Genomic DNA, 23,590 nt, shown 5'->3' on the forward strand with positions numbered 1-23,590 from the left:
ATTATGACCGTACGTATTCTGGCTGTGTGTGGTAACGGACAAGGCAGTTCCATGATCATGAAGATGAAAGTGGACCAGTTTTTAACCCAGTCGAACATTGACCACACGGTAAACAGCTGCGCGGTTGGCGAATACAAAAGCGAGTTGAGCGGCGCGGATATCATCATCGCTTCTACGCACATCGCGGGCGAGATCACCGTGACGGGCAACAAATATGTCGTTGGCGTGCGCAACATGCTCTCTCCTGCCGACTTTGGCCCGAAACTGCTGGAAGTGATCAAAGAACATTTCCCACAGGACGTGAAGTAAGGGCGCGCTATGAAATTACGTGATTCGCTGGCGGAGAATAAATCTATCCGTCTGCAGGCTGAAGCTGAGACATGGCAGGACGCAGTGAAAATCGGCGTTGACCTGCTGGTGGCGGCGGATGTTGTCGAGCCGCGTTACTACCAGGCGATTCTGGATGCGGTTGAACAACACGGCCCGTACTTTGTGCTCGCACCGGGCCTGGCAATGCCGCATGGTCGCCCGGAAGAGGGCGTTAAGAAAACCGGTTTTGCGCTGGTGACGCTGAAAAAGCCGCTGGAGTTCAACCACGAAGATAACGACCCGGTGGATATCCTCATCACGATGGCGGCGGTCGATGCCAACACGCATCAGGAAGTGGGCATCATGCAGATCGTCAACCTGTTTGAAGATGAAGAGAATTTCGACCGTTTACGCGCCTGCCGTACCGAGCAGGAAGTCCTGGATCTCATTGACCGCACCAACGCGGCTGCTTAAGAAGGAATTGAAAATGTCATTACCGATGTTGCAAGTCGCGCTGGACAACCAGACTATGGCTAGCGCCTACGAAACTACTCGCCTGATTGCCGAAGAAGTCGACATTATCGAAGTGGGCACCATTCTGTGCGTGGGCGAAGGCGTGCGTGCGGTTCGCGATCTGAAAGCGCTTTATCCGCACAAAATCGTGCTGGCAGACGCCAAAATCGCCGATGCGGGCAAAATCCTTTCTCGTATGTGCTTCGAAGCCAACGCTGACTGGGTGACCGTGATTTGTTGTGCAGATATCAACACCGCCAAAGGCGCGCTGGACGTGGCAAAAGAGTTTAATGGCGACGTGCAGATCGAACTGACCGGTTACTGGACCTGGGAACAGGCGCAGCAGTGGCGCGACGCAGGTATCCAGCAGGTGGTTTATCACCGCAGCCGTGACGCGCAGGCCGCAGGCGTGGCGTGGGGCGAAGCGGATATCACCGCGATCAAACGTCTTTCCGATATGGGCTTCAAAGTCACCGTCACCGGTGGCCTGGCGCTGGAAGACCTGCCGCTGTTCAAAGGCATTCCGATTCATGTGTTTATCGCTGGGCGTAGTATCCGTGATGCCGCCTCTCCGGTTGAAGCCGCGCGTCAGTTCAAACGTTCCATCGCCGAACTGTGGGGCTAAGGAGCGGATATGTTGTCCAAACAAATCCCGCTTGGCATCTACGAAAAAGCGCTCCCCGCCGGGGAGTGCTGGCTGGAACGGCTGCAACTGGCAAAAACGTTAGGCTTCGATTTTGTCGAGATGTCGGTAGATGAAACGGACGATCGCCTCTCGCGCCTTGACTGGAGCCGCGAGCAGCGTCTGGCGCTGGTGAACGCGATTGTTGAAACCGGCGTGCGCGTACCATCCATGTGCCTTTCTGCTCATCGTCGTTTCCCGCTGGGCAGCGAAGATGACGCAGTACGGGCGCAGGGGCTGGAGATTATGCGCAAAGCTATCCAGTTCGCCCAGGATGTCGGTATTCGCGTGATCCAACTGGCGGGCTACGACGTTTACTATCAGGAAGCCAATAACGAAACGCGTCGTCGTTTCCGTGACGGCCTGAAAGAGAGCGTTGAGATGGCGAGCCGCGCGCAGGTGACGCTGGCAATGGAGATCATGGATTACCCGTTGATGAACTCCATCAGCAAGGCACTGGGTTACGCGCACTATCTCAACAACCCGTGGTTCCAGCTCTACCCGGACATCGGCAACTTGTCGGCGTGGGACAACGACGTGCAGATGGAGTTGCAGGCCGGGATCGGGCATATCGTCGCGGTGCATGTGAAAGACACTAAACCAGGCGTCTTCAAAAACGTGCCGTTTGGCGAGGGTGTGGTGGATTTCGAACGTTGCTTTGAAACGCTCAAACAGAGTGGCTATTGCGGGCCGTACCTGATTGAGATGTGGAGCGAAACGGCGGAAGACCCGGCGGCAGAAGTGGCGAAAGCGCGTGATTGGGTGAAAGCGCGCATGGCCAAAGCCGGCATGGTGGAGGCGGCATAATGCAAAAGCTGAAACAGCAGGTATTTGAAGCCAACATGGATCTGCCGCGTTACGGGCTGGTGACCTTTACCTGGGGCAACGTCAGCGCCATTGACCGCGAACGCGGGCTGGTGGTGATCAAGCCCAGCGGCATTGCCTACGAAAGCATGAAAGCGAACGATATGGTGGTGGTTGATATGAGTGGCAAGGTGGTGGAAGGGGAGTATCGTCCGTCTTCCGACACCGCGACGCATCTTGAACTCTACCGCCGTTATCCGTCGCTTGGCGGCATTGTCCATACCCATTCCACGCATGCCACCGCATGGGCGCAGGCGGGGCTGGCTATCCCGGCATTAGGCACCACGCACGCTGACTACTTCTTTGGCGATATCCCCTGTACGCGCGGGTTAAGCGAAGAAGAAGTGCAGGGGGAATACGAGCTAAACACTGGCAAAGTGATTATCGAAACGCTGGGTGACGCCGAGCCGCTGCATACGCCGGGAATTGTGGTGTATCAGCACGGGCCATTCGCCTGGGGGAAAGATGCTCACGATGCGGTGCATAACGCGGTGGTGATGGAAGAAGTGGCAAAAATGGCGTGGATTGCCCGCGGCATTAACCCACAACTGAATCACATCGACAGCTATCTCATGAATAAACACTTCATGCGTAAGCACGGTCCTAACGCCTATTACGGGCAGAAGTAAAACACGCGCTGCGGAAATTTCCTTCTTCGGGAGATAACTGGTCTAAGTCCGCAGCCGTTTTTCAAAAAAAGCCCCCTGAGAAGGGGGCAAAGCAAACTATGGCAATGTTTCGTTGGTTATACCTGGTGCTAGCGATAAATATCCGCGCTGGCGTGCATGTTGCCGTTACTCCCCGGTTCCCGCATCAGAATCACGTGGTAGTACGTTGCGCCCTGCGCATTTGTCTCTTCATTTAATGCCTGACGCGCTTCGCTTTCAGTGGCGAAATTATGATTGATATAAATCACGCCTAAGCTTTGCACATCGTCCATATTTCTGGCCTGGTGGTTATTAATTTCAATGGCTGCCCATGTATTTGCACTTAGCAAAAGCACAGCCAGAAGGGCTAAAACACGGCTGAACATAGATACCTCCTCGACGGCTGACTTTGTGTGCTCTCCTCTTGTGGTGATCTTCTGATTTAATTTTAATCAATGATAAAGAAGTGGATGGTGACCATTTCTGATGCAGTTGTTCAAAAAAACACCATGATGAAGTGTGATGAACTTCAAATCAGCGTGTTAGTACGATTTGGTGAAAGATGAGATTTATTTGTCGGCTGGCCTTGAGTTTAGCGGGGTATGTCAGTACTATAACGCGTCATTTTTCAGCCGACCTTTAACACGTTCCTTGCCTCCCCGGGATTCGGCTGACCCAGACAGGAGGCTGAATAATCCGTAAGGAGCAATTCGATGCGTCATTACGAAATCGTTTTTATGGTCCATCCTGACCAGAGCGAACAGGTTCCGGGCATGATCGAGCGCTACACTGCTGCCATCACTGGTGCAGAAGGCAAGATCCACCGTCTGGAAGACTGGGGCCGCCGTCAGCTGGCTTACCCGATCAACAAACTGCACAAAGCACACTACGTTCTGATGAACGTTGAAGCTCCGCAGGAAGTGATCGATGAGCTGGAAACTACCTTCCGCTTCAACGATGCCGTTATCCGCAGCATGGTTATGCGTACCAAGCACGCTGTTACCGAAGCATCTCCGATGGTTAAAGCGAAAGACGAGCGCCGTGAGCGTCGCGATGATTTCGCAAACGAAACCGCTGATGATGCTGAAGCTGGGGATTCTGAAGAGTAATTTCTGATGACCAACCGTCTGGTGTTGTCCGGCACCGTGTGCAGGACTCCCCTTCGAAAGGTCAGTCCATCAGGAATTCCTCACTGCCAGTTCGTGCTTGAGCATCGTTCTGTGCAGGAGGAAGCCGGCTTTCACCGGCAGGCGTGGTGTCAAATGCCCGTTATTGTTAGCGGACACGAAAACCAGGCCATTACTCACAGTATAACGGTCGGCAGTCGCATAACCGTTCAGGGGTTCATTTCATGCCACAAGGCAAAGAACGGACTGAGCAAAATGGTTTTGCATGCCGAGCAGATTGAATTGATAGATTCTGGAGACTAGCCATATGGCACGTTATTTCCGTCGTCGCAAGTTCTGCCGTTTCACCGCGGAAGGCGTTCAAGAGATCGACTATAAAGATATCGCTACGCTGAAAAACTACATCACCGAAAGCGGTAAGATTGTCCCAAGCCGTATCACCGGTACCCGTGCAAAATACCAGCGTCAGCTGGCTCGCGCTATCAAACGCGCTCGCTACCTGTCCCTGCTGCCGTACACTGATCGCCATCAGTAATCGGTCACGGTCCATTAATACGACTTTGAGAGGATAAGGTAATGCAAGTTATTCTGCTTGATAAAGTAGCAAACCTGGGTAGCCTGGGTGATCAGGTAAACGTTAAAGCGGGCTATGCTCGTAACTTCCTGGTACCGCAGGGTAAAGCTGTTCCAGCTACCAAGAAAAACATTGAATTCTTCGAAGCACGTCGCGCTGAACTGGAAGCTAAACTGGCTGAAGTTCTGGCAGCTGCTAATGCTCGCGCTGAGAAAATCAATGCACTGGAAACTGTTACCATCGCGTCTAAAGCTGGCGACGAAGGTAAACTGTTCGGTTCCATCGGTACTCGCGACATCGCTGACGCTGTAACTGCAGCTGGCGTTGAAGTGGCTAAGAGCGAAGTTCGTCTGCCGAACGGCGTTCTGCGTACCACTGGCGAACACGAAGTGAGCTTCCAGGTTCACAGCGAAGTATTCGCGAAAGTGATCGTAAACGTAGTAGCTGAATAATTCGTTATTCAACGAGACGTAAAAACGCCGACCAGTGGTCGGCGTTTTGCTTTTATAGCGAGCACTTGCTGATATCGATAAGGGCCACAATAAGCAGCCCCATGAAGGTAATTACTTAGCCGCCTGAATATCAGCCAGCATTGGGGCAAGGGCAGGGTTATCTTTAGCGAAGTTTGCGTACATCGGTTGTACTTTCTCGATAAACGGTGCTTTATCAACCGGGTAGACTTTTACGCCCATTTTATCCAGTTTTGCAAATTCTTGTTTCTCTTGCTCGCTCCATAACTCCTTCATGTAACTCATCGATTCTTTCGCTGCTTTTAATATAACTGCCTGATTTTCAGGGCTGAGTTTATCAAATGCAGCATTGCTCATCAGAACCACATCGGGAACCATGGTGTGCTCGTCAAGGCTAAAGGATTTTGCCACTTCACCGTGACGCATGGTGGTCAGCGCCATCACGCTGTTTTCTGCCATATCGACCACACCCTGCTGTAAGGCTGTATACAACTCGCCGTAATCCAGTGGCGTCGGGTTACCGCCCATGACTTTGATCATTTCAACTGCGCCAGGACTTGGCTGGACACGGACTTTCATGCCTTTCAGATCGTCTGGTTTCAGTACTGGTTTATTGCCGTAGAAACTGCGGGCGCCTCCATCATAAAAAGTCAGCCCGAAATAACCTTTGCTTTTCGTTGAGTCGAGGATTTTTCTCCCGATATCGCCCTGCATGACCTGATAATAATGATCACGATCGCGGAACAAATAAGGCAGGCTAAATAATTTATAGGAATTTTCAAATGCTTCCATTTCTGCCGCATTGGTTTTTACCAGTGGAATAGCGCCAGAACGAATCAGCTCCATTGTTTCTCGTTGAGTACCCAATGTTCCATTTGGATAAATACGAATAGTAATATCACCGTTAGAGTACTCTTTGCTCTTTTTCGCAAAGAACTCCATCGCTTTATGAACAGGATGAGACTTATCCTGATTATGACTCAGTTTTAATGTCACTGCCCAGGACTGGCTTGCGGATAACATAAGAACAGCACCGATAATGCCAGCGGATACTTTTATTTTCATAGATGTTCCTTTTCTAATAAATATGGCGGCAGGTGCCGCCAGTGAATGCGCATCAGTAGCCCAGTGCTCTTGGCAATGCCATACTGATTTGCGGAATATAGGTCACCATTGCCAGCACCAATACCATCACGGCATAGAATGGCAGCATAGGTTTGATAATTTTATTAATCGGTAATTTAGATACACTACAACCGACAAATAACACACTGCCTACAGGCGGAGTACAAATACCGATACACATGTTCAGTACCATGACAATACCAAAGTGAATCGGGTCCATGCCCAGTTCGGTGACAACCGGTAAAAATATCGGCGTAAAAATCAGTACCGCCGGTGTCATATCCATAAAAGTGCCGATAATCAACAGGATAATATTGATAATAAGCAGGATTATTATTGGGTTGTCAGAAATAGTGTTAAGCAAATCGAGAATCAGGAAGGGAACGTCAGCGTTTGACATTGCCCATGACATACCCATCGAAGAACCAATTAACAACAAGACAATTGCAGTGGTAATAACGGATTCCAGAAATATTTTAGGTAAATCTTTAACTGAGATTTCACGATAAAGAACCAGTGCAAGGAAAAGGGTATAAATTACTGCAATTGCGGAGGCCTCTGTCGGGGTAAAAATACCACTTAATACACCCCCCATAATTAAAATAATCAGGAAAATACTGGGGATAGCCATCCATATCGCAACGCCAGCCTGGCGTAAAGTCGGGCGTTCTGGCTTTGGATAACCCCGGCGTACCGCGATAATACCGGCTATTACCATCAGTGCCAGACCCAGCAAAATTCCCGGAACATAACCCGCCAGGAACAGTGCGGCAATAGAAGTACCACCACTGACCAGTGAATAGACGATTAACGTATTACTTGGGGGAATAAGCAAACCCGTCGGAGCAGAGGCAACGTTAACTGCTGTGCTGAACGCGGGATCGTAGCCCTCTTTCACTTGTTGTGGATGCATTACACCGCCCATCGCTGCGGCAGATGCCACTGCTGAACCAGAAATTGCCCCGAACAGCATATTGGCGAGAATATTACAGTGGGCAAGTGAGCCTGGCAGACGACCACCGAGAATACGGGCAAAGTTGATTAATCGTCGCGCTATTCCTCCATGATTCATAATGTTGCCAGACAAGATAAAAAATGGGATTGCCAACAACGTAAAACTATCTAACCCGGAGGCTAACTTTTGGGAAACCACACTCAATGCTGAGTTGAAATCGAGTTGTGTGGAAATTGATGCCAGTGTCGATAAACCAATGGCATAAACAATAGGTACACCTAATGCCAACATAAAAAAGAAGGCACCAAATAACACAATAATCGGTAACCAGTAATCCATAATTTCTCCATTCCTACTATGGTTGGTTGTTGTTTGTTATCTTTAGAGTGGTTGTTTAAGTTCGGTTAAAACCATATCTATGGTGTATATAATAATAAGTAAACCACTAATCGGGATGCTCATATAGATATATCCCATCTGCCAGCCTAAAGCGGGCGAGGTTTGACCTGAATCGAATGTGTCCATCGTTAATAGCCCACCACCATATACCATAATGATGGTAGCGAAGATAATAACGATAACCTGAATACACAAAAATAAATGACGCCGGGCTTTTCCTTTCAGCATCATAGGAAGCAGATCAATCGCCAGATGCCGGTTCTGCCCCGCGGTATAGGCACCACCAAAAAGGCCAAGGCAAATAAAAAGCAAACGACTGAGTTCATCCGTAAATATGCTGGGGCTTTTAAATATAAATCGTGCTACCACCTGCCATGTCACACATGTCACAATGATCGCCAAAATAGTAATATTCAATGTTGCAAGCAGAGCATTAATAGATCTAATTATATTTCGCATAGTGATTAACCTTTGCAATATCATTCATCCTGTGGCTGGTAAATTGTCCCATTAAGAAAACCAGGCCAGTTTTTTTCAAACCAAATGCCGCGGATAATGGGAAACTCACGAACAGGTGCTTTTCTGACGTGAAAGATACCATTGCAATAATGAATAAGTAGTTTATCTTTTTTATCCTCAGTACGCTCTGAACGAAAGCGCCAGGCATCACAAAAACCATTTCGTGTTTGCGGAATAGAATTTCCATCACTGTCGAGAATAATACGTGCTCCCCGGCTACCACCACCTGCGTCAATATAATGCGTCAATTGCGTTAATACGGCGGTAGACGTCAGTGCCATATGCCGCCACATAAACAGCTCGGCAACTTCGCCCACATGTTTGATTGCCAATCCATGCCGTTGGACAAATTCACTCAATAGCAGGGCATCACGAGTGGCACGTCGAACTTTATCGGCATGGCAAATAAATCCCGCATAGTCAGACATTCGTGCCTGAATTTTTTCTCTCACAATCGACAACGGCATCCCGGTCCCGTTATCGTGCGCCTGAGTAATGATCTCTCTTATAGAAGCCAGTGCCGGAGCTACCAGCTGTGCTATATCTCCATCAATATTACGTTTTTGCGTGCAACCAATAAAACGTGCCAGACGAACAGCAAAAACCTGCCCGGCATTCAATGCCGCACCACCAGGGCGAGTGACGCCGTGTGTGCCAGCAACTTCCCCCACGGCGAAACAGCCGGGCAGGGAGGTTTGCCCCCAGATATCCACTTCAATGCCGCCATTCATATGCTGATTATTCATGGCAAACTGCAATGGCTGCGTGGTGAGATCGTAACCGTGCATCTTATACAGCGAGATAGACAGCGGATTCATTCGTTGCAGTCGTTCGATGGGCGATGGTGCCAGAGCGTCGTTATTTTCCAGATACGCGCGAACGTCGTCGTCCAGTCGATCTAATGAGAACGGCATGTCACCCGGCACAGGTTCAGGATTGCGATTGAAATCCATAAATACCTGACGCCCTGATTGCTGCTCTTGCGCTACTGCCATATCTAACAAGCTGGAGCCAAAATCCATCACTCGTGTGGCGTGAAACGGCCACTGATAGCCTTTACGGAAGATGTTTGAAGCCAGCTCCTGGGTGGTGCGATAGTAATCTGCGAGGAAGTTATACTCGTTGCCCCCGGCATCCACGGAATAGATATATGGGATCACCTGTACATAGGTGCCGGACAAATTCCACGGAAACGTGCTGCGCGGCGTGCCTATACCAAACTGGCTTTCGGTCAGATTGGTTAGCGTCAGACCTTCTTCCAGCGCCAGCCCCAGCGAGCCGAAGCATTTATGTGGGTACACACTGTCTCGATAAAGCTCGCCAGGCCCTCCTGTTGCCAGCACCACATTGGGCGCAGTCACAATTGCCAGCCCCCATGGGTTATGGGCGCGATGACCGGTCGCGAGGATTGCCCCCGCCACGCAGTCTTCGCCGTTTTCGTCACGCTGATGCAGCAGTTTAATCACTGTTGCACTGGTCAACACTGGAATGGCGAGGCGCTGCACTTCTTCCAACAGCACTTTCACCATTAACCTTGAGGTACGCGGCCCACACGAGGTTGCACGCCCGGCTTCGTCATGGTCGGTTTGATAACGAAGAATCGCGCCATAGCGATCTTCCGGTAATTCCAGACCAAGATATTGCAACCCGCCAAGAGTGTGCAGAGAACCTACCGCTTCGACATAAGCGGTGTCGTGATCCATCGCCCCACCGCTCGCCAGTGCCTCTGCCAGTTTGGTGAAGTTGTCGCCATTGCCCGCGGTAGCGGCGGTAAACAGTGTCTGTTTATCGGAACCAGAACATGCCGACGTCCCCATATATAACCCGACAGTGGCGATCAACACATTTTGCTGGCGGCGTTTAAGTTCCACAGCTGCACGCAGCCCGGCTGCACCACTGCCGACTACCAGGGCATCTGTTTGCCAGAGTGGGTAATCAACACCGTCTACCGTGACAACCCATGCGGGTTCTGCCTGTGCAAAACCCTTCGGGAAAGTGACGTGCGTCAGCGCATCAAGGATGGTGTCATCAAGCTGACTCATGCATCCTCCATCGGCGTAAACAGGCTACTTTCCATCAGGCGTGGCTGATTGATAATTGGACGGAAAGCCATATATGGCAGAATGTCGCGCTCAATCTCCACACCTGGTGCGATTTCAATTAATTCAACGCCTTCTGCCGTTAACTGGAATACTGCACGTTCAGTGATATACAACACTTCCTGACCGCTTTGCTGTGCGTAGGCGGCGCTAAAAGTGATTTTTTCCACCTGGGTAACCAGTTTAGGGATTTGACCTGACTGGGCGATATGCAAGCCATCTGGTGTTACATCAATCTTGCTACCTTTGGCGTCGAACGTGCCACAGAACACCACTTTACGGGCGTTTTGCGCAATTTCGAGAAATCCGCCGGGGCCAATGAGATTGCCATTGAGATGGGAGACGTTGACGTTACCGTACTCATCCATCTCACCCATACCGAGGAAAGTAATGTCGATGCCGCCGCCGCTGTAGAACTCGAACTGATCGAGTGACGGAATAATGGCATCGGCGTTGCGGGCGCAGCCGAACAGAGCATCATCCAGCATCATGCCGTTATGTACGCCCTGTTCTACGCTCAGCCATAAACTTTGATAAGGCACGCCTTCGCGCAGCGCTACTCCTGGAATACCGCCCGGAATACCAAAGCCAAAGTTGGTTGAAGCGCCAGCCACCAGTTCGCGTGCTGCCCGACGGGCAATCAGGCGGCGCACCGGATGACTAACCAGTTCAATTGCGTCGTTAGAACTTAGACGGCGATGCTGACCGCTAATGGTCAGATCGTAACCGCCAAGATAGGTTTGTGGTTGTTCGCGGTGTTCAACGATGCCATCAACCAGAATGCCCGGTAATTTGACCCGGCGTGGTTCAATGGCACCAGCTTCCAGCACATCGCGCACCTGTACGAACACTTTGCCGCCGCTGTTGTGTGCTGCCAGCGCCATGGAATAGCTATCCATATCAATCGCCTCTTCTTCAAGGCTGACGTTGCCTCGAGGATCGGCATAAGTGCCACGCAAAATCGCGTAATCCACTTTGAAAGGGCGATAACGAAGTTTGGTTTCACCGTCGATTTTAATCAGTTCTACCAGATCCTCAGTGGTGCTGGCGTTCGACTTACCGCCGCCGTTGCGCGGATCAACAAACGATCCCAGCCCAACGTGGGTAAAAAGCCCTGGACGTCCGGCACCGATCTCCCGCAGCAGTGCCTGAATTACGCCACCAGGGAAGCAGTAGGCTTCAATAGCATTGTTTTTCACCAGATCCTGCATCTTGGGCGACCAGGTAAAATGTCCGGCAATGATGCGTTTGAGCATATCTGCATGAGCGAAGCGGTTAGTGCCTTTGCAGTCGCGATCGCCAATGCCCAGCGAGTGGATTAATGTCAGATCGCGCGGGTGTCCGGTTTGCAGGAAACGCGCTTCAATAGCAGCCAGAATATGGTCCGCTTCCACCATGCCGCCGCCATTACCGCTAATGGCAATGGTTGCGCCATCCTGAATTTGCGCCGCCAGTGTCTCGGCGGTTGTTATCTTACGCATACAATTTCCTTATTGATTTTGGAAGCTCACGCTACTTTTTTCGGCAAATGCGCGCGTCGCCTGCTGGCAATCCTGAGTGGCGGACATTAATCCAGCCAGTAACTGGTGCGGGTAATCGGCGTGTTTATTTTCCAGCGCCAGAATCAGTTGCTTAATATGTGCCAGCGCTACCGGACCACATTTTTCCAGTTGCGCTAACTGATTCATCATCCAGCTTTCTACCTGGTCTTTTTCCACCACTTCATCAATTAAATTTGCCGCCTGAGCTTCCTGCGCCGTCAGGCGTTTACCCAGCATCAGCATCTGGCGACCGACCACCGGACCGACCTGATTAAGCACGCGTTCAATGCCCATCCAGCCAGGTACCATGCCGAGCATCACTTCCGGGTTAGAGAATTTCGCGCCGGGGCGGGCAATACGAATATCGCAGCACAAGGCAAGTTCAATACCGCCGCCGATGGTATGACCGTTGAGATTCGCAACGGTTAATTGGGGTAAGTTGCGCAGGCGATTAAAAACGTCATTACCGCGTTTAATCCATTTTCTGCCCATATCTAATGGCGAATAGGCCGACCACGATTTAATATCGCCGCCCGCACAAAAGAATTTATCGCCGGTTGCCGTTAATTCGACTAATCGTAATGTGGTGTCGTTTTCAATTTCATTTAAATAATGGTCGAGAGATTCGATCATTTCTTCATTAATAGCATGACATTTATCTTCACGGTTCAATGTCAGGCGGCAGGAAGCCGCCGCTCTGCTGAACAGAACGGGTTGGTCATTCATGATTATTCCTTAGCAATAATGCGCGATGCGATCGACGCTAATATCCAGTGTGCTGTTAATATCTTTTTGCCACCAGTACGGTGAGAATATTTCCAGTTCAATAGCGCCATTAAATCCGGCATTTTCAACCAGCCGACGAATTGACGGAATATTGATGACGCCATCTCCCGGCATTCCCCGGTCATTGACCAGATCGGTGGTCGGTACCAGCCAGTCGGAAACATGAAACGCGAGTATCCGTTTTCCGGCACGCCGGATCTGACTGGCGAGCTCCGGATCCCACCAAACGTGGTAGACATCTACCGCCACGCCGAGGCCAAATTCACCATCGGGATCGAGTTCATCACACCAGTCCAGCGCCTGACGTAATGTGCACAGACAAGAACGATCGGCAGCAGTCATCGGGTGCAGTGGCTCCAGTGCAATTGGCACGCCGACCTCTTTCGAATGTGGCAGCAACTGGCGAATCCCTTGTTTCACCTGTTCCCGCGCTTCGTACAGATCTTTTGTTCCCATTGGCAGACCGCCAACCACCTGCATATAACAGGCGGCGTTCAGTACAGCGGCGTCGTCCAGCGCCCGGCGGTTATCGTCAATCGCCAGTTTGCGCTCCGCCAGCGTCGGTGCGGTGTAGTAGGTGCTACGGCACAAACCGGAAACGTTCATGTTACTGGCAGCAAGCTGGCGGGCGATTTGCTGGAGATCTTCACCCTGCAACTCCCTGCGCCAGGGGGCAATGGCGCCAATACCGCGTGCGGCGCAGGCATCAATAATGGCAGGTAGCGGTGTTTTATAGCCCAGTGTCGCAGTATTGATACTGAATAAATCCGGGCGTTGTAACAGATCTCTCATGATTCAGCCTCAGAAGCGCGGCATACTTAAGCCGCCGTCGATGGCGACCGCCTGACCACAGGTGTAAATCAGTTTGCCTTCCGCCATCGCGCGGACCGTTGAGGCAATATCAGCCGGATAACCCCAACGTCCCCACGGCACTAACCCCTTAGCAATCAGTTCGTCGTAATAAGCCGTTGCCGGAATGGTCATATCGGTTTTGATTAGGCCAGGGCGCACTTCATAAACGCCAATTTGTTCATTGCAAAGGCGAGCGGCAAACAGACGAGCTGCGGCGGAGACGGCAGTTTTGGCAATGGTATATTCGCCGCGATTCATCGCCAGCATGATGGCATTAATGGAACTGACAAAAATAATCGAGCGGTGTGGTAGCTCCTCTTCCGGCTTTGGTTGTGCCAGTAAGCGTTTACTGAATGCCTGAGCGAGGAAAAACGGCGCGCGGGTGTTAATGGCAATGTTTTGGTCGAAGCTGTCTGGTTCGAGGTCGAGGAGGTCACCGCGTTTTTTCACTGAAATTCCCGCGTTATTGAGCAGACAGTCCAGACGCCCCCACTGGTTTTGCGCCGCGTCGAGCATCTCTTCATGCAGGGAGAGATCACCAACATCAGCAGGGAAGCAAATCACTTCCACGCCTTCTGCCAGACATTCCTGTTGTGTGGCATGTAATTTTTCTATGCTGTCGGCATCTGGACGATCATTAATCAGCAGATTAAATCCGCCACGCGCAAGCTCCAGGGCACAGCCTTTGCCGATACCACGGGCAGCTCCGGTGATCACGGCTACAGGACGAGTGGACTTCATACAATAACCCTCTTTTTAATATTGTTTCCTTAAGTGATGATTAGCTTGCGACTGGCAGGTAAAAATATCAACCATCTAGTTGGTTGATCTGCGAGAGCGATCACAGGTAATTTGATAACTCAATGAAATTACGACTTTTATCCTTTTTGCTGTCGCTGAGATCAAATCCGGTTATGATAGCCATCACGAAGAGGAAGTGGGGAAGTGGAATGTATCTTGATACCAGTCACGCACAAAACCTGAAGGAAAAATTGCTGCTATGCGCGGTTAATGAATTTGCCGAATATGGTTATGAAGGGGCCAGAGTAGATAATATTGTAAAGGCAGCAGGGTGCAGTAAACAGACGGTTTATCACCACTTTGGTAATAAAGAAAATTTGTTTATTGAAGTACTGGAGTATACTTGGAACGATATTCGCGAAAAAGAGAGAGAGCTTGACATTTCAGGGCTGTCTCCGATTGTTGCGATCGAGAAAATAATTGATTTTACTTGGGATTATTACATCAATAACCCGTGGTTTTTAAAAATAGTCCATAGTGAAAACCAAAGTAAGGGCGTGCATTATAAAAAATCAAAACGCCTTGCTGAAATTAACCATGCACATTTGCAGTCAATGGCTTCATTATTAGAAGAGGGGCAGCGGCAGAAAACCTTTAAGAAAGATATTGATCCCTTACAAATCAATATTAATATCGCCGCACTGGGTGCATATTATTTAATAAACCAGTACACACTGGGGATGGTATATCACATTAGCATGGTTTCACCTGAGGCTTTGGAAGCCAGACGCAGGGTGATCAAAGAGACCATCCTGAGCTGGCTTTTGGTGAACCCGGCACGTGGGTAATCAGCGCGCGCGGATGAAATTACCATCAGGTTGGCGGGTGAACAGGACTTGCTGATTATTTCCTGTATCAATGGTTAAGCCGGTAACCACCCCATTCGCATTTTGACGGATTTTAACAATCTGACCATTTTGCAGGTTACTGAGCGGTTTATCCGCGCCCTCGACCTGGGCCATAGCGTACACGTCTGTAGGCGGCAAATTGTGGTCGCGGAACAGCTGGGCAAGGGTTTTGCCTGGCTCTACGCGATATGTCCGCCACTGTTGATCAATACCACTTTCCGGTTGGAAAGATTGTGTCTCTGCAACAGGTGGCTCTTCAGGTTGACCTTCCTGAATAGGTTCCGGCGCGACCGGGGCGACCTGATCCGGATCGTTTTGCGGCGTCACTAAATGTGCCTGTAGCTGTGCTTCACCTGGGGAAGGGGATTGCATATCTAACTGCGCTTCGCGGGTGACAACAGGCATCTGGCGTGTTTCATCTCCAGGCAGAAGAATACCGATAACCAGCACTATTGCCGCAATAATGATCCCGCGGCGATGCATCGGCGGCAACGGGTCCATGAGGCGAAAGTTATCTGGTGCGTGCCAGATTTTCACCAGAGTTGGTTTTAGTTCAAAGCGCCCAGGCATGGTTTTCCTCCTGCTCCGCGTCGTGTTCCTCAATCATAGCGCAGTAATAAGCTAACGCTATGATGTCCGTGGTATTACCGCTGTTTTTGTATTCATGCGGATTATCCCTATTGTTTCTGTTTCCCTGGGATTTGTCACTCATCCCGCGACAAAGTTTTACCGGAAGAAGTGTGGCTGATATCCTGCCCGCTACTTTATACCCGAAGAAAGGAAATACGATGACCACCCCAACTTTTGACACCATCGAAGCGCAAGCAAGTTACGGCATTGGTTTACAGGTAGGCCAACAACTGAGTGAATCTGGACTGCAAGGGCTGCTGCCGGAGGCGCTGGTGGCTGGTATTGCAGACGCGCTGGAAGGCAAACATCCGGCTGTTCCGGTTGATGTGGTACACCGTGCACTGCGTGAAATTCACGAACGTGCCGATGCCGTTCGTCGCCAGCGTTTCCAGGCGATGGCTGCCGAAGGTGTGAAATATCTTGAAGAAAATGCCAAAAAAGAAGGTGTGAACAGCACCGAATCTGGCCTGCAATTCCGCGTGATCAACCAGGGCGAAGGCGCAATTCCGGCACGTACCGACCGCGTTCGTGTTCATTACACCGGAAAACTGATCGACGGCACTGTGTTTGACAGCTCCGTTGCTCGTGGCGAACCGGCTGAATTCCCGGTTAACGGCGTGATCCCTGGCTGGATTGAAGCACTGACTCTGATGCCGGTAGGTTCTAAATGGGAACTGACCATCCCGCAGGAACTGGCCTATGGCGAGCGCGGCGCTGGCGCGTCCATCCCGCCGTTCAGCACTTTGGTGTTTGAAGTCGAACTGCTGGAAATCCTCTAAGCAGTGCATTCTGTTCCCCTCAGATTTGAGGGGAATGGATAATAGAGCGTAAAAACTAGAATTTGCTTACTGTCGATATTTTATGTTGCAAATGGCTCTGTTGCGGTTATTTTTGTGAGCTGTTTCGCGTTACCAGAGTGATATGACCCTCAAATTAAACATATAATTAACATTATATTTAAATCTTAGTATTCATCCCGCTTATTCTTACCTAATATCGATGAGTCCCGATACAGATTCGTCGTATCATAGACGTACAAAAGGCCGCAGAGCCTGAACAACACAGACAGGTACAGGAAGAAAAAACATGGTAGATCAGGTAAAAGTCGTTGCCGAAGAACAGGCTCCGGCTGAACAGTCGCTACGGCGCAATCTCACAAACCGACATATCCAGCTTATTGCCATTGGTGGGGCCATTGGTACGGGGCTGTTTATGGGTTCCGGTAAAACAATCAGTCTTGCCGGACCGTCGATCATCTTCGTTTATATGATCATCGGTTTTATGCTCTTTTTCGTGATGCGGGCAATGGGGGAATTGCTGCTTTCGAATCTGGAATACAAATCTTTTAGTGACTTCGCTTCCGATCTACTGGGGCCGTGGGCAGGGTATTTTACTGGCTGGACCTACTGGTTCTGTTGGGTAGTAACCGGGATGGCAGATGTCGTTGCCATTACCGCATATGCGCAATTCTGGTTCCCTGGGCTTTCTGACTGGGTTGCTTCGTTATCCGTGATCATTCTATTACTGGTTCTAAACCTCGCCACGGTAAAAATGTTCGGTGAGATGGAGTTCTGGTTTGCGATGATCAAAATTGTCGCCATCGTGTCACTGATTGTTGTCGGTTTGATCATGGTGATGATGCACTTCCAGTCACCGACTGGCGTGGAAGCATCATTCACGCATTTGTGGAATGATGGCGGCTGGTTCCCGAAAGGCTTAAGCGGCTTCTTTGCTGGATTCCAGATAGCGGTTTTCGCTTTCGTGGGAATTGAGCTGGTCGGTACAACAGCTGCGGAAACCAAAGATCCGGAGAAATCACTGCCGCGCGCAATTAACTCCATTCCAATTCGCATCATTATGTTCTATGTGTTTGCGCTGATTGTGATCATGTCTGTAACACCGTGGAGCTCCGTTGTTGCTGAGAAAAGCCCGTTCGTTGAACTGTTTGTATTGGTGGGGCTGCCTGCTGCCGCAAGCGTGATTAACTTTGTGGTGCTGACGTCTGCGGCCTCTTCCGCTAACAGCGGCGTCTTCTCTACCAGTCGTATGCTGTTTGGTCTGGCACAGGAAGGTGTGGCGCCGAAAGCGTTTGCTAAACTCTCTAAGCGCGCCGTACCAGCGAAAGGGCTGACCTTCTCTTGTATCTGTCTGCTTGGCGGCGTGGTGATGTTGTATGTGAATCCAAGTGTAATTGGCGCGTTCACGATGATCACGACTGTTTCCGCGATTCTGTTTATGTTCGTCTGGACGATTATCCTTTGCTCGTACCTGGTGTATCGCAAACAGCGTCCGCACCTGCATGAGAAATCAATCTACAAGATGCCGCTCGGTAAGCTGATGTGCTGGGTATGTATGGCGTTCTTTGTGTTCGTGATCGTGCTGCTGACACTGGAAGATGACACTCGCCAGGCGCTGATAGTTACCCCGTTATGGTTTATCTTGTTGGGGCTGGGCTGGTTATTTATTGGTAAGAAGCGGACTGCTGAACTGCGGAAGTAACGGCTTTCTCATGCTGGATGGCGCAATGCCATCCAGCTTTTAGATCACTCACCCGCCAGCGCGCGCGGGAATAGTACATTGTTTTCCAGACTGATGTGCTCCATCAGGTCATCAATCAGTTCATTAATGCCGTTATACATCGCTTTCCAGGTGGTGCAGGCTTCCGGCGGCGGTGTGACGTTATTGGTGGTGTGTTTGATCACTTCCAGCAGTTCGCCCGCTTCATCGTGCTCGCTTTCCATCACGCTAATTGGCCCCATTGCCTGGCTGCCCATGCCTTGTTTGATCATCGGGAAGAGGATCTGCTCTTCTTTCATCATGTGGCTGGAAAGCTCTTCATGCAGCATAGTCAGGTATTTTGTCAGCCCTTTTGGCACGCTCGGTTTGTCGGCGTGAACGCGCTCGACTTTGGTAGCTTGCAGGATCAGCTCCGGCAACTGCTCGCGGTGACGATCGTGGTAGCGCACGATGATATGGTCGATGATTTCTGCCAGTGGGGCGCTACGCCAGTCTTTCTCAATCGGTTGTTCAGCAAGCTTTGCCAGTTCGGCTTCAATGACGTCAACATCCAGTTCTTTACGTGCCGCCGCGCGCGCCAGCGTTTGCTTACCGCCACAGCAGTAATCCATATCATATTTACGAAACAGAGCCGAAGCGCGAGGAATAGAGAGCGCCAGTTCACCTAAAGGTTGGTCGCGATAAGCCATAGCTGATACCTCATTCTTAATAATATAAGATGTATTTTAAATGCATCTTTAAGGCAAATGCTATAACCCTTACGTAGCAGAGGCTTATTTAACTCACCGCTAGCGTGTCAACTTTCAGAGACAGGTTCAATTAAGGGTTTTTCCGGTTTTGCTCTGACCGCAATGACTACGCCAACCACTAACAGCGCGATACCGCTCAGTGTCATCAGCGGCGGCATTTGCTGGCGGAGTAAAAAGGTGTACAGCAAACCTGCCAACGTTTCGAAAACAATCAACGGTCCGAGAATCACCGTTGGTAATCGCTGGCTGGCGACGTTCCAGCAAAGTGCGCCGACCCATGAGCAAAGCACAGCTATCGCAATCATCAGGCTAATAAACACCAGCGGACGGGGGCCAAAAGGTAGGGAGAAGTCCGGCGTTTGCGTATTCAGCCAGTAACAGGCGACGAGATAACCGATGAGCGAAACCGGCAGCGTGACCAGCGCCTGCGCCGTCGCCCACATCATCGGATGTTTGTCTGGGTTTTCCCGCAGCCAACGGGCGTTGCGCAAGGCATACCACGCCCAGCAGACCACGGAAACTAACGCCAGCACGATGCCAGAGGTATAACGTGCCCAGTCAAAATCGGGGAGTCCGTGGTCTAACTCAGCAATATTTACACATGCCAGGCCGATGCCAATACAAACCAGCGCCGGGGCTAGTTTCCCCCACGCGAGTTTACCGTCACGCTGGCTATAAAGCAGATTGGCGAAGACAGGAATCACCACCGGCAGGGTGCCGATAATCATCGTGGAGACAGGCGCGCCAGTACGTTGAATGGCACTGGCAAGACAGAAGTAATAGATAAGGTTGCCCATCATAGTGAGCATCAAGGCGGTAAGCCAGTCGCGACGCGCCAACTGACGCAGACGCACGCGCCCCAGCCAGGCAATGGGTAGCGCAATTAACCCTAACGCCAGATAACGGCCCATCGACTGCAACATCGCCGGGTATTCCGGCACGATCAACGGCCCGACAAATATAAGCCCCCACATCAACCCTGCTAACAGGGCGTACAGCACGCCACTAATCATTACTGGCATCCATTGATCTGTCAGAAGAAATATTCAGGGAACAACCGTAGTCGTTCCCCGCATCCCGTCATTATCAGAGAGGATACGGGAGGATGCCACTTTAATTAACTAGTTATTAACATTAAAAAGATGGCTTACGCTCTCGGCTAATGTTGTCGTTGGGCGGCCAATCAATTTGCTAAGCGTTTTGCTGTCATCAAACAGGCCGCCTTTCGATGCGCCAATGTCAGAATCTGCCAGCATATCCGCCAGCCCGTCAGGCAGACCGACGCTTTTCAGCGCCGCGGCGAAATCAGCTTCGCTCAGGTTTTGATAGGTAACCTGTTTGCCGCTCTGTTTGGTGAGTTCCGCCGCTAATTGTGTCAGTGTCCAGGCGCTATCACCTGCCAGTTCATAAACCTTGCCTTCGTGACCTGCTTCGCTAATTACGCGCGCCGCAGCTACCGCATAATCAGCTCGCGTAGCTGAGGCAATTTTGCCATCGCCCGCGGCACCGATAAATACGCCGTGCTCCAGTGCTGCAGGGGCGCTGGCGAGATAGTTTTCGGTGTACCAGCCGTTGCGCAGCAGGGTGTAAGCAATGCCAGAATCAGCCAGCATTTTCTCCGTCTCGATGTGCTCATCGGCGAGGCCGAGCGGGGAGGTATCGGCATGTAGCAGGCTGGTATAAGCGATAAATTTCACGCCCGCCGCCTTAGCAGCATTAATAACATTTCGATGCTGCGGGGCACGTTGCCCCACTTCGCTGGAAGAGATCAGCAGCAGTTTTTCCACTCCCTGAAGCGCAGATGTCAGTGCGGCTTCATCGCCGTAGTCAGCCTGACGTACAGTAATGCCTTGCGCGCTCAATGCCTGTGCTTTTGCCGGGTTACGTGCGATAGCCACTATTTGGCTGGCAGGAACGGTTTTCAGTAAGGAGTTAATAACATGGTGACCAAGTTGGCCGGTTGCGCCGGTAATTGCGATCATGGGAAGCCTCCATCGGTTTGTCTTGTGTTTAAATACGCTACCACCTAAACTTACTTTTAGTAAGTACGTACAAAAAGGTAAGTATGAAATGAGTCAGGTTAGCCTGTCGCAACAACTGAAAGAGGGTAACCTCTTCGCCGAACAGTGCCCGTCGCGCGAGGTGTTGAAACACGTCACCAGCCGTTGGGGGGTATTGATTCTGGTCGCGCTTCGCGAAGGTACGCACCGTTTTAGCGACCTGCGCCGCAAGATGGGTGGGGTGAGTGAAAAGATGCTTGCGCAGTCGTTACAGGCGTTAGAGCAGGATGGGTTTCTTAACCGTATCTCTTATCCGGTGGTGCCGCCGCATGTGGAATACAGCCTCACGCCGCTGGGCGAGCAGGTGAGCGAAAAGGTTGCTGCACTGGCGGACTGGATTGAGTTGAATTTGCCTGAGGTGCTGGCAGTGCGGGATGAACGTGCGGCATAACAGCCGGATGCGCTGCGCTTATCCGGCCTACGGTTCATGACTTGTAGGGCGGATAAGATGCGACAGCATCGCATCCGCCAATAAATGCCGGATGCGGTTGATGATTTGTAGGCCGAAAAAGAAGTGTTTTACTTACTCAAATCCACCTGATAAATCGCAAAGCCGATATCATCGGTCGCGACTTTCTTCATCGGATATTGTCCTTTCTCTTTAATAAACGCCGCGGCTTTGTCTGACGGAGAGGTTTCGAAACGGATATCCAGTTTCTTATCGCCGGGAATCGGTGCTAAATGCCAGTTGTTATCTGCCGCCGGGTGAATTTCCCCCGCACGCTTCGACTCATCTGCAATCCACGCTGCCAGCACCGAGCGGTTCTCATCCGGTGAAGCAAAAGCGATATGGCTATCGCCCGTACCTGCAAATTTGCCGCCGTAAGCGCGATAGTTATTGGTGGCAACGAGGAACATCGCGTTCGGATCAATCGGCTTGCCGTTAAAGGTCAGGTTTTTAATCCTTTCCGCATTGGCATTAACCACCTGGCACTCGCCGTCATAGCGGGCGGGCTGAGTAACATCAATCTGATAATTCACACCATCAATGACGTCAAAGTTATAGGTGCGGAAACTATCCCAGTTGATGAGTGACTGCGGTTTCGTGCTGTTAGGATCAATCTGGTTAAACTGTCCGGCGGAGCACTCCAGCCACTCTTTCACCTCTTTACCGCTGGCTTTCACCACAATCAGCGTATTGGGATAGAGGTAAAGATCGGCAGCATTACGGAAAGTCAGCTGACCTTTTTCCACTTCCACATAGCTGGCCGGGTCGTTTTTGCGACCACCGACTTTAAACGGTGCGGCAGCTGAAAGCACCGGCAGTTTTGCCAGATCCGGATCGCCCTGAATGTAGTGTTCGACATACGCTTTTTGTGCGTTGTTCACCACCTGCACGGTCGGATCGTCCTGCACCAGCGCCAGATAGCTATACATATTGTCGGCAGATTTACCGATTGGTTTGCTGACAAACTGGCGTGTGGCGTCGTGATCGGCTTTAAGCGTATCGACCAGATTACTGTCTTCCGCCGCGAGAGATTTTTTATTGGCGATATCGTAAATCGGGCGTGCTTCCGCTTTCGCTTGCGCCACCTGCCATTTTCCGCTGTCATTATTGAGTTGCAGATCGACCACGCCGAGATGATCGCCCCACATGCCCGGCATTACCGCCGGAACGCCATTCAGCGTGCCTTTGGCGATATCAGCCCCTTTGATATTCGCAAAATCTTTACTCGGGAAAACAGCGTGAGCATGACCAAACATAATGGCATCAACGCCCGGAATTTCACTGAGGTAATAAACTGAGTTTTCTGCCATCACTTTATACGGATCGGCAGACAGACCAGAATGTGCCAGAACGACAACGAGATCGGCACCTTTCTCGCGCATTTCAGGCACGTACTTGCGCACAGTTTCCGTTATATCGTTAACGGTGACTTTGCCGGACAAATTGGCTTTATCCCACCCCATAATCTGCGGCGGCACGACGCCAATATAGCCAATCTTTAACGTCTGTTTTTTTCCGTCTTTATCGACCACTTCGGTGTCTTTAATCAAATACGGTGTAAACATGGGCTGTTTGGTTTTAGCGTCAATGACGTTGGCATTTACATAAGGGAATTTCGCTCCTGCCAACGCATTTTTCAGGTAATCCAGGCCGTAGTTAAACTCGTGGTTACCGAGTGTGCCGACGGTATAGTCCAGCGTATTCAATGCCTTATAGACAGGGTGAATATCTCCGGCTTTTAATCCTTTCGCCGACATGTAATCGGCCAGCGGACTCCCCTGAATCAAATCGCCATTATCGACCAGTACGCTGTTTTTCACTTCATTGCGGGCATCGTTAATCAGGCTTGCCGTACGTACCAGTCCGAATTTTTCCGTGGCGGTGTCTTTGTAATAATCGAAATCCATCATGTTGCTATGCAGATCAGTGGTTTCCATGATACGCAGATCGACCGTCGCTGCATTCACACTGGCGGCAATCAGCGTGGCCAGGAGCGTTGCGCTAAACTTAATCATCAGGGACATCCTTTTATTATCGGGAATACGAAAGAAAAGGGAGAATAAACGTCTTACTAA

The 23,590-nt window shown here is 50.7% G+C and carries 27 protein-coding genes; 13 read left to right on the plus strand and 14 right to left on the minus strand.

What is annotated here, in order from left to right; genetic code table 11:
- The first annotated feature begins 3 nt into the window (after window positions 1-3).
- From ulaB to ulaF, 5 genes are read left to right on the plus strand one after another with little or no spacing between them, the layout of a single operon-like run.
- The gene (gene ulaB / locus EFER_RS21190) at window positions 4-309 is read left to right on the plus strand and encodes a PTS ascorbate transporter subunit IIB (protein ID WP_000218362.1); all 306 of its coding nucleotides are present in this window, start codon (window positions 4-6) and stop codon (window positions 307-309) included.
- A 9-nt stretch (window positions 310-318) separates the two neighbouring features.
- A complete protein-coding gene (gene ulaC, locus EFER_RS21195) occupies window positions 319-783 on the plus strand; it encodes a PTS ascorbate transporter subunit IIA (protein ID WP_000776505.1) in 465 nt (154 codons plus the stop codon).
- A gap of 13 nt (window positions 784-796) precedes the next feature.
- Window positions 797-1,447 carry a 3-keto-L-gulonate-6-phosphate decarboxylase UlaD gene (gene ulaD / locus EFER_RS21200; protein WP_000056740.1) on the plus strand — a complete coding sequence of 217 codons (651 nt, stop codon included), beginning with the start codon at window positions 797-799 and terminating at the stop codon, window positions 1,445-1,447.
- Window positions 1,448-1,456: 9 nt separating this feature from the next.
- A complete protein-coding gene (gene ulaE / locus EFER_RS21205) occupies window positions 1,457-2,311 on the plus strand; it encodes an L-ribulose-5-phosphate 3-epimerase UlaE (RefSeq protein ID WP_000949498.1) in 855 nt (284 codons plus the stop codon).
- The gene (gene ulaF, locus EFER_RS21210; protein ID WP_001170786.1) at window positions 2,311-2,997 is read left to right on the plus strand and encodes an L-ribulose-5-phosphate 4-epimerase UlaF; all 687 of its coding nucleotides are present in this window, start codon (window positions 2,311-2,313) and stop codon (window positions 2,995-2,997) included. The genes ulaE and ulaF overlap by 1 nt, the downstream gene beginning before the upstream one ends.
- A 128-nt stretch (window positions 2,998-3,125) precedes the next feature.
- Here the strand turns inward: ulaF and yjfY are convergent, their stop codons facing one another.
- Complete coding sequence (gene yjfY / locus EFER_RS21215; RefSeq protein ID WP_000492917.1) at window positions 3,126-3,401, minus strand: DUF1471 family protein YjfY; 276 nt, start codon at window positions 3,399-3,401, stop codon at window positions 3,126-3,128.
- A 327-nt stretch (window positions 3,402-3,728) separates the two neighbouring features.
- Between yjfY and rpsF the strand changes: the two genes are divergently transcribed.
- The 4 genes from rpsF to rplI are packed head-to-tail and all read left to right on the plus strand — an operon-like array spanning window position 3,729 to window position 5,168.
- Complete coding sequence (gene rpsF / locus EFER_RS21220) at window positions 3,729-4,124, plus strand: 30S ribosomal protein S6 (RefSeq protein ID WP_001216676.1); 396 nt, start codon at window positions 3,729-3,731, stop codon at window positions 4,122-4,124.
- A 6-nt stretch (window positions 4,125-4,130) separates the two neighbouring features.
- Complete coding sequence (priB, locus tag EFER_RS21225) at window positions 4,131-4,445, plus strand: primosomal replication protein N (protein WP_001296681.1); 315 nt, start codon at window positions 4,131-4,133, stop codon at window positions 4,443-4,445.
- Between the two features lie 4 nt (window positions 4,446-4,449).
- Window positions 4,450-4,677, plus strand: coding sequence for a 30S ribosomal protein S18 (rpsR, locus tag EFER_RS21230; protein ID WP_000135199.1), 228 nt, complete (start codon window positions 4,450-4,452; stop codon window positions 4,675-4,677).
- A gap of 41 nt (window positions 4,678-4,718) precedes the next feature.
- A complete protein-coding gene (gene rplI / locus EFER_RS21235; RefSeq protein ID WP_001196062.1) occupies window positions 4,719-5,168 on the plus strand; it encodes a 50S ribosomal protein L9 in 450 nt (149 codons plus the stop codon).
- Window positions 5,169-5,279: 111 nt separating this feature from the next.
- Here rplI and EFER_RS21240 read toward each other — a convergent pair whose 3' ends face one another.
- From EFER_RS21240 to EFER_RS21275, 8 genes are read right to left on the minus strand one after another with little or no spacing between them, the layout of a single operon-like run.
- Window positions 5,280-6,251, minus strand: coding sequence for a TRAP transporter substrate-binding protein (locus EFER_RS21240; protein ID WP_000695887.1), 972 nt, complete (start codon window positions 6,249-6,251; stop codon window positions 5,280-5,282).
- Between the two features lie 52 nt (window positions 6,252-6,303).
- Complete coding sequence (locus EFER_RS21245) at window positions 6,304-7,605, minus strand: TRAP transporter large permease (protein ID WP_000386846.1); 1,302 nt, start codon at window positions 7,603-7,605, stop codon at window positions 6,304-6,306.
- A gap of 42 nt (window positions 7,606-7,647) precedes the next feature.
- Entirely contained in the window at window positions 7,648-8,124 is a 477-nt protein-coding gene (locus EFER_RS21250) for a TRAP transporter small permease (RefSeq protein WP_001244359.1), read from the minus strand.
- Between the two features lie 20 nt (window positions 8,125-8,144).
- Window positions 8,145-10,226, minus strand: a complete 2,082-nt coding sequence (locus EFER_RS21255) for an FAD-dependent oxidoreductase (RefSeq protein ID WP_000080354.1) — start codon at window positions 10,224-10,226, stop codon at window positions 8,145-8,147.
- Window positions 10,223-11,764, minus strand: coding sequence for an acyl CoA:acetate/3-ketoacid CoA transferase (locus tag EFER_RS21260; protein ID WP_001226982.1), 1,542 nt, complete (start codon window positions 11,762-11,764; stop codon window positions 10,223-10,225). The genes EFER_RS21255 and EFER_RS21260 overlap by 4 nt, the downstream gene beginning before the upstream one ends.
- Before the next feature lie 9 nt (window positions 11,765-11,773).
- Window positions 11,774-12,550, minus strand: a complete 777-nt coding sequence (locus EFER_RS21265; RefSeq protein WP_000999665.1) for an enoyl-CoA hydratase/isomerase family protein — start codon at window positions 12,548-12,550, stop codon at window positions 11,774-11,776.
- A 9-nt stretch (window positions 12,551-12,559) separates the two neighbouring features.
- Window positions 12,560-13,402, minus strand: coding sequence for a sugar phosphate isomerase/epimerase family protein (locus EFER_RS21270; RefSeq protein WP_001205232.1), 843 nt, complete (start codon window positions 13,400-13,402; stop codon window positions 12,560-12,562).
- A gap of 9 nt (window positions 13,403-13,411) precedes the next feature.
- Window positions 13,412-14,203 (minus strand): 3-ketoacyl-ACP reductase, encoded by a 792-nt coding sequence (locus tag EFER_RS21275; RefSeq protein ID WP_000843391.1) that lies wholly within the window; start codon window positions 14,201-14,203, stop codon window positions 13,412-13,414.
- A gap of 209 nt (window positions 14,204-14,412) precedes the next feature.
- On the opposite strand from EFER_RS21275, the gene EFER_RS21280 reads away from it, so the two are divergent.
- Window positions 14,413-15,051, plus strand: coding sequence for a TetR/AcrR family transcriptional regulator (locus EFER_RS21280; RefSeq protein WP_002431731.1), 639 nt, complete (start codon window positions 14,413-14,415; stop codon window positions 15,049-15,051).
- Here the strand turns inward: EFER_RS21280 and EFER_RS21285 are convergent, their stop codons facing one another.
- A complete protein-coding gene (locus tag EFER_RS21285; protein WP_001119493.1) occupies window positions 15,052-15,681 on the minus strand; it encodes a LysM-like peptidoglycan-binding domain-containing protein in 630 nt (209 codons plus the stop codon).
- A 218-nt stretch (window positions 15,682-15,899) separates the two neighbouring features.
- On the opposite strand from EFER_RS21285, the gene fklB reads away from it, so the two are divergent.
- Window positions 15,900-16,520: an FKBP-type peptidyl-prolyl cis-trans isomerase gene (fklB, locus tag EFER_RS21295; RefSeq protein ID WP_000211237.1), complete on the plus strand. Its 621-nt coding sequence runs from the start codon at window positions 15,900-15,902 to the stop codon at window positions 16,518-16,520.
- Window positions 16,521-16,827: 307 nt separating this feature from the next.
- Window positions 16,828-18,240: a D-serine/D-alanine/glycine transporter gene (gene cycA / locus EFER_RS21300; RefSeq protein WP_000228377.1), complete on the plus strand. Its 1,413-nt coding sequence runs from the start codon at window positions 16,828-16,830 to the stop codon at window positions 18,238-18,240.
- Window positions 18,241-18,284: 44 nt separating this feature from the next.
- Here cycA and ytfE read toward each other — a convergent pair whose 3' ends face one another.
- From ytfE to qorB, 3 genes are all read right to left on the minus strand, one after another.
- Window positions 18,285-18,947, minus strand: a complete 663-nt coding sequence (ytfE, locus tag EFER_RS21305) for an iron-sulfur cluster repair protein YtfE (protein WP_000331451.1) — start codon at window positions 18,945-18,947, stop codon at window positions 18,285-18,287.
- Between the two features lie 107 nt (window positions 18,948-19,054).
- The gene (locus EFER_RS21310; RefSeq protein WP_024256573.1) at window positions 19,055-20,020 is read right to left on the minus strand and encodes a DMT family transporter; all 966 of its coding nucleotides are present in this window, start codon (window positions 20,018-20,020) and stop codon (window positions 19,055-19,057) included.
- 108 nt (window positions 20,021-20,128) lie between these two features.
- Window positions 20,129-20,989, minus strand: a complete 861-nt coding sequence (qorB, locus tag EFER_RS21315; RefSeq protein WP_000560539.1) for an NAD(P)H:quinone oxidoreductase — start codon at window positions 20,987-20,989, stop codon at window positions 20,129-20,131.
- 88 nt (window positions 20,990-21,077) lie between these two features.
- On the opposite strand from qorB, the gene EFER_RS21320 reads away from it, so the two are divergent.
- Window positions 21,078-21,458, plus strand: coding sequence for a winged helix-turn-helix transcriptional regulator (locus tag EFER_RS21320; RefSeq protein WP_000084623.1), 381 nt, complete (start codon window positions 21,078-21,080; stop codon window positions 21,456-21,458).
- Window positions 21,459-21,586: 128 nt separating this feature from the next.
- Here EFER_RS21320 and cpdB read toward each other — a convergent pair whose 3' ends face one another.
- Window positions 21,587-23,530: a 2',3'-cyclic-nucleotide 2'-phosphodiesterase gene (gene cpdB, locus EFER_RS21325; protein WP_000589417.1), complete on the minus strand. Its 1,944-nt coding sequence runs from the start codon at window positions 23,528-23,530 to the stop codon at window positions 21,587-21,589.
- Between the last annotated feature and the right edge of the window lie 60 nt (window positions 23,531-23,590).

The organism is Escherichia fergusonii ATCC 35469, assembly GCF_000026225.1.
Taxonomy (GTDB): domain Bacteria; phylum Pseudomonadota; class Gammaproteobacteria; order Enterobacterales; family Enterobacteriaceae; genus Escherichia; species Escherichia fergusonii.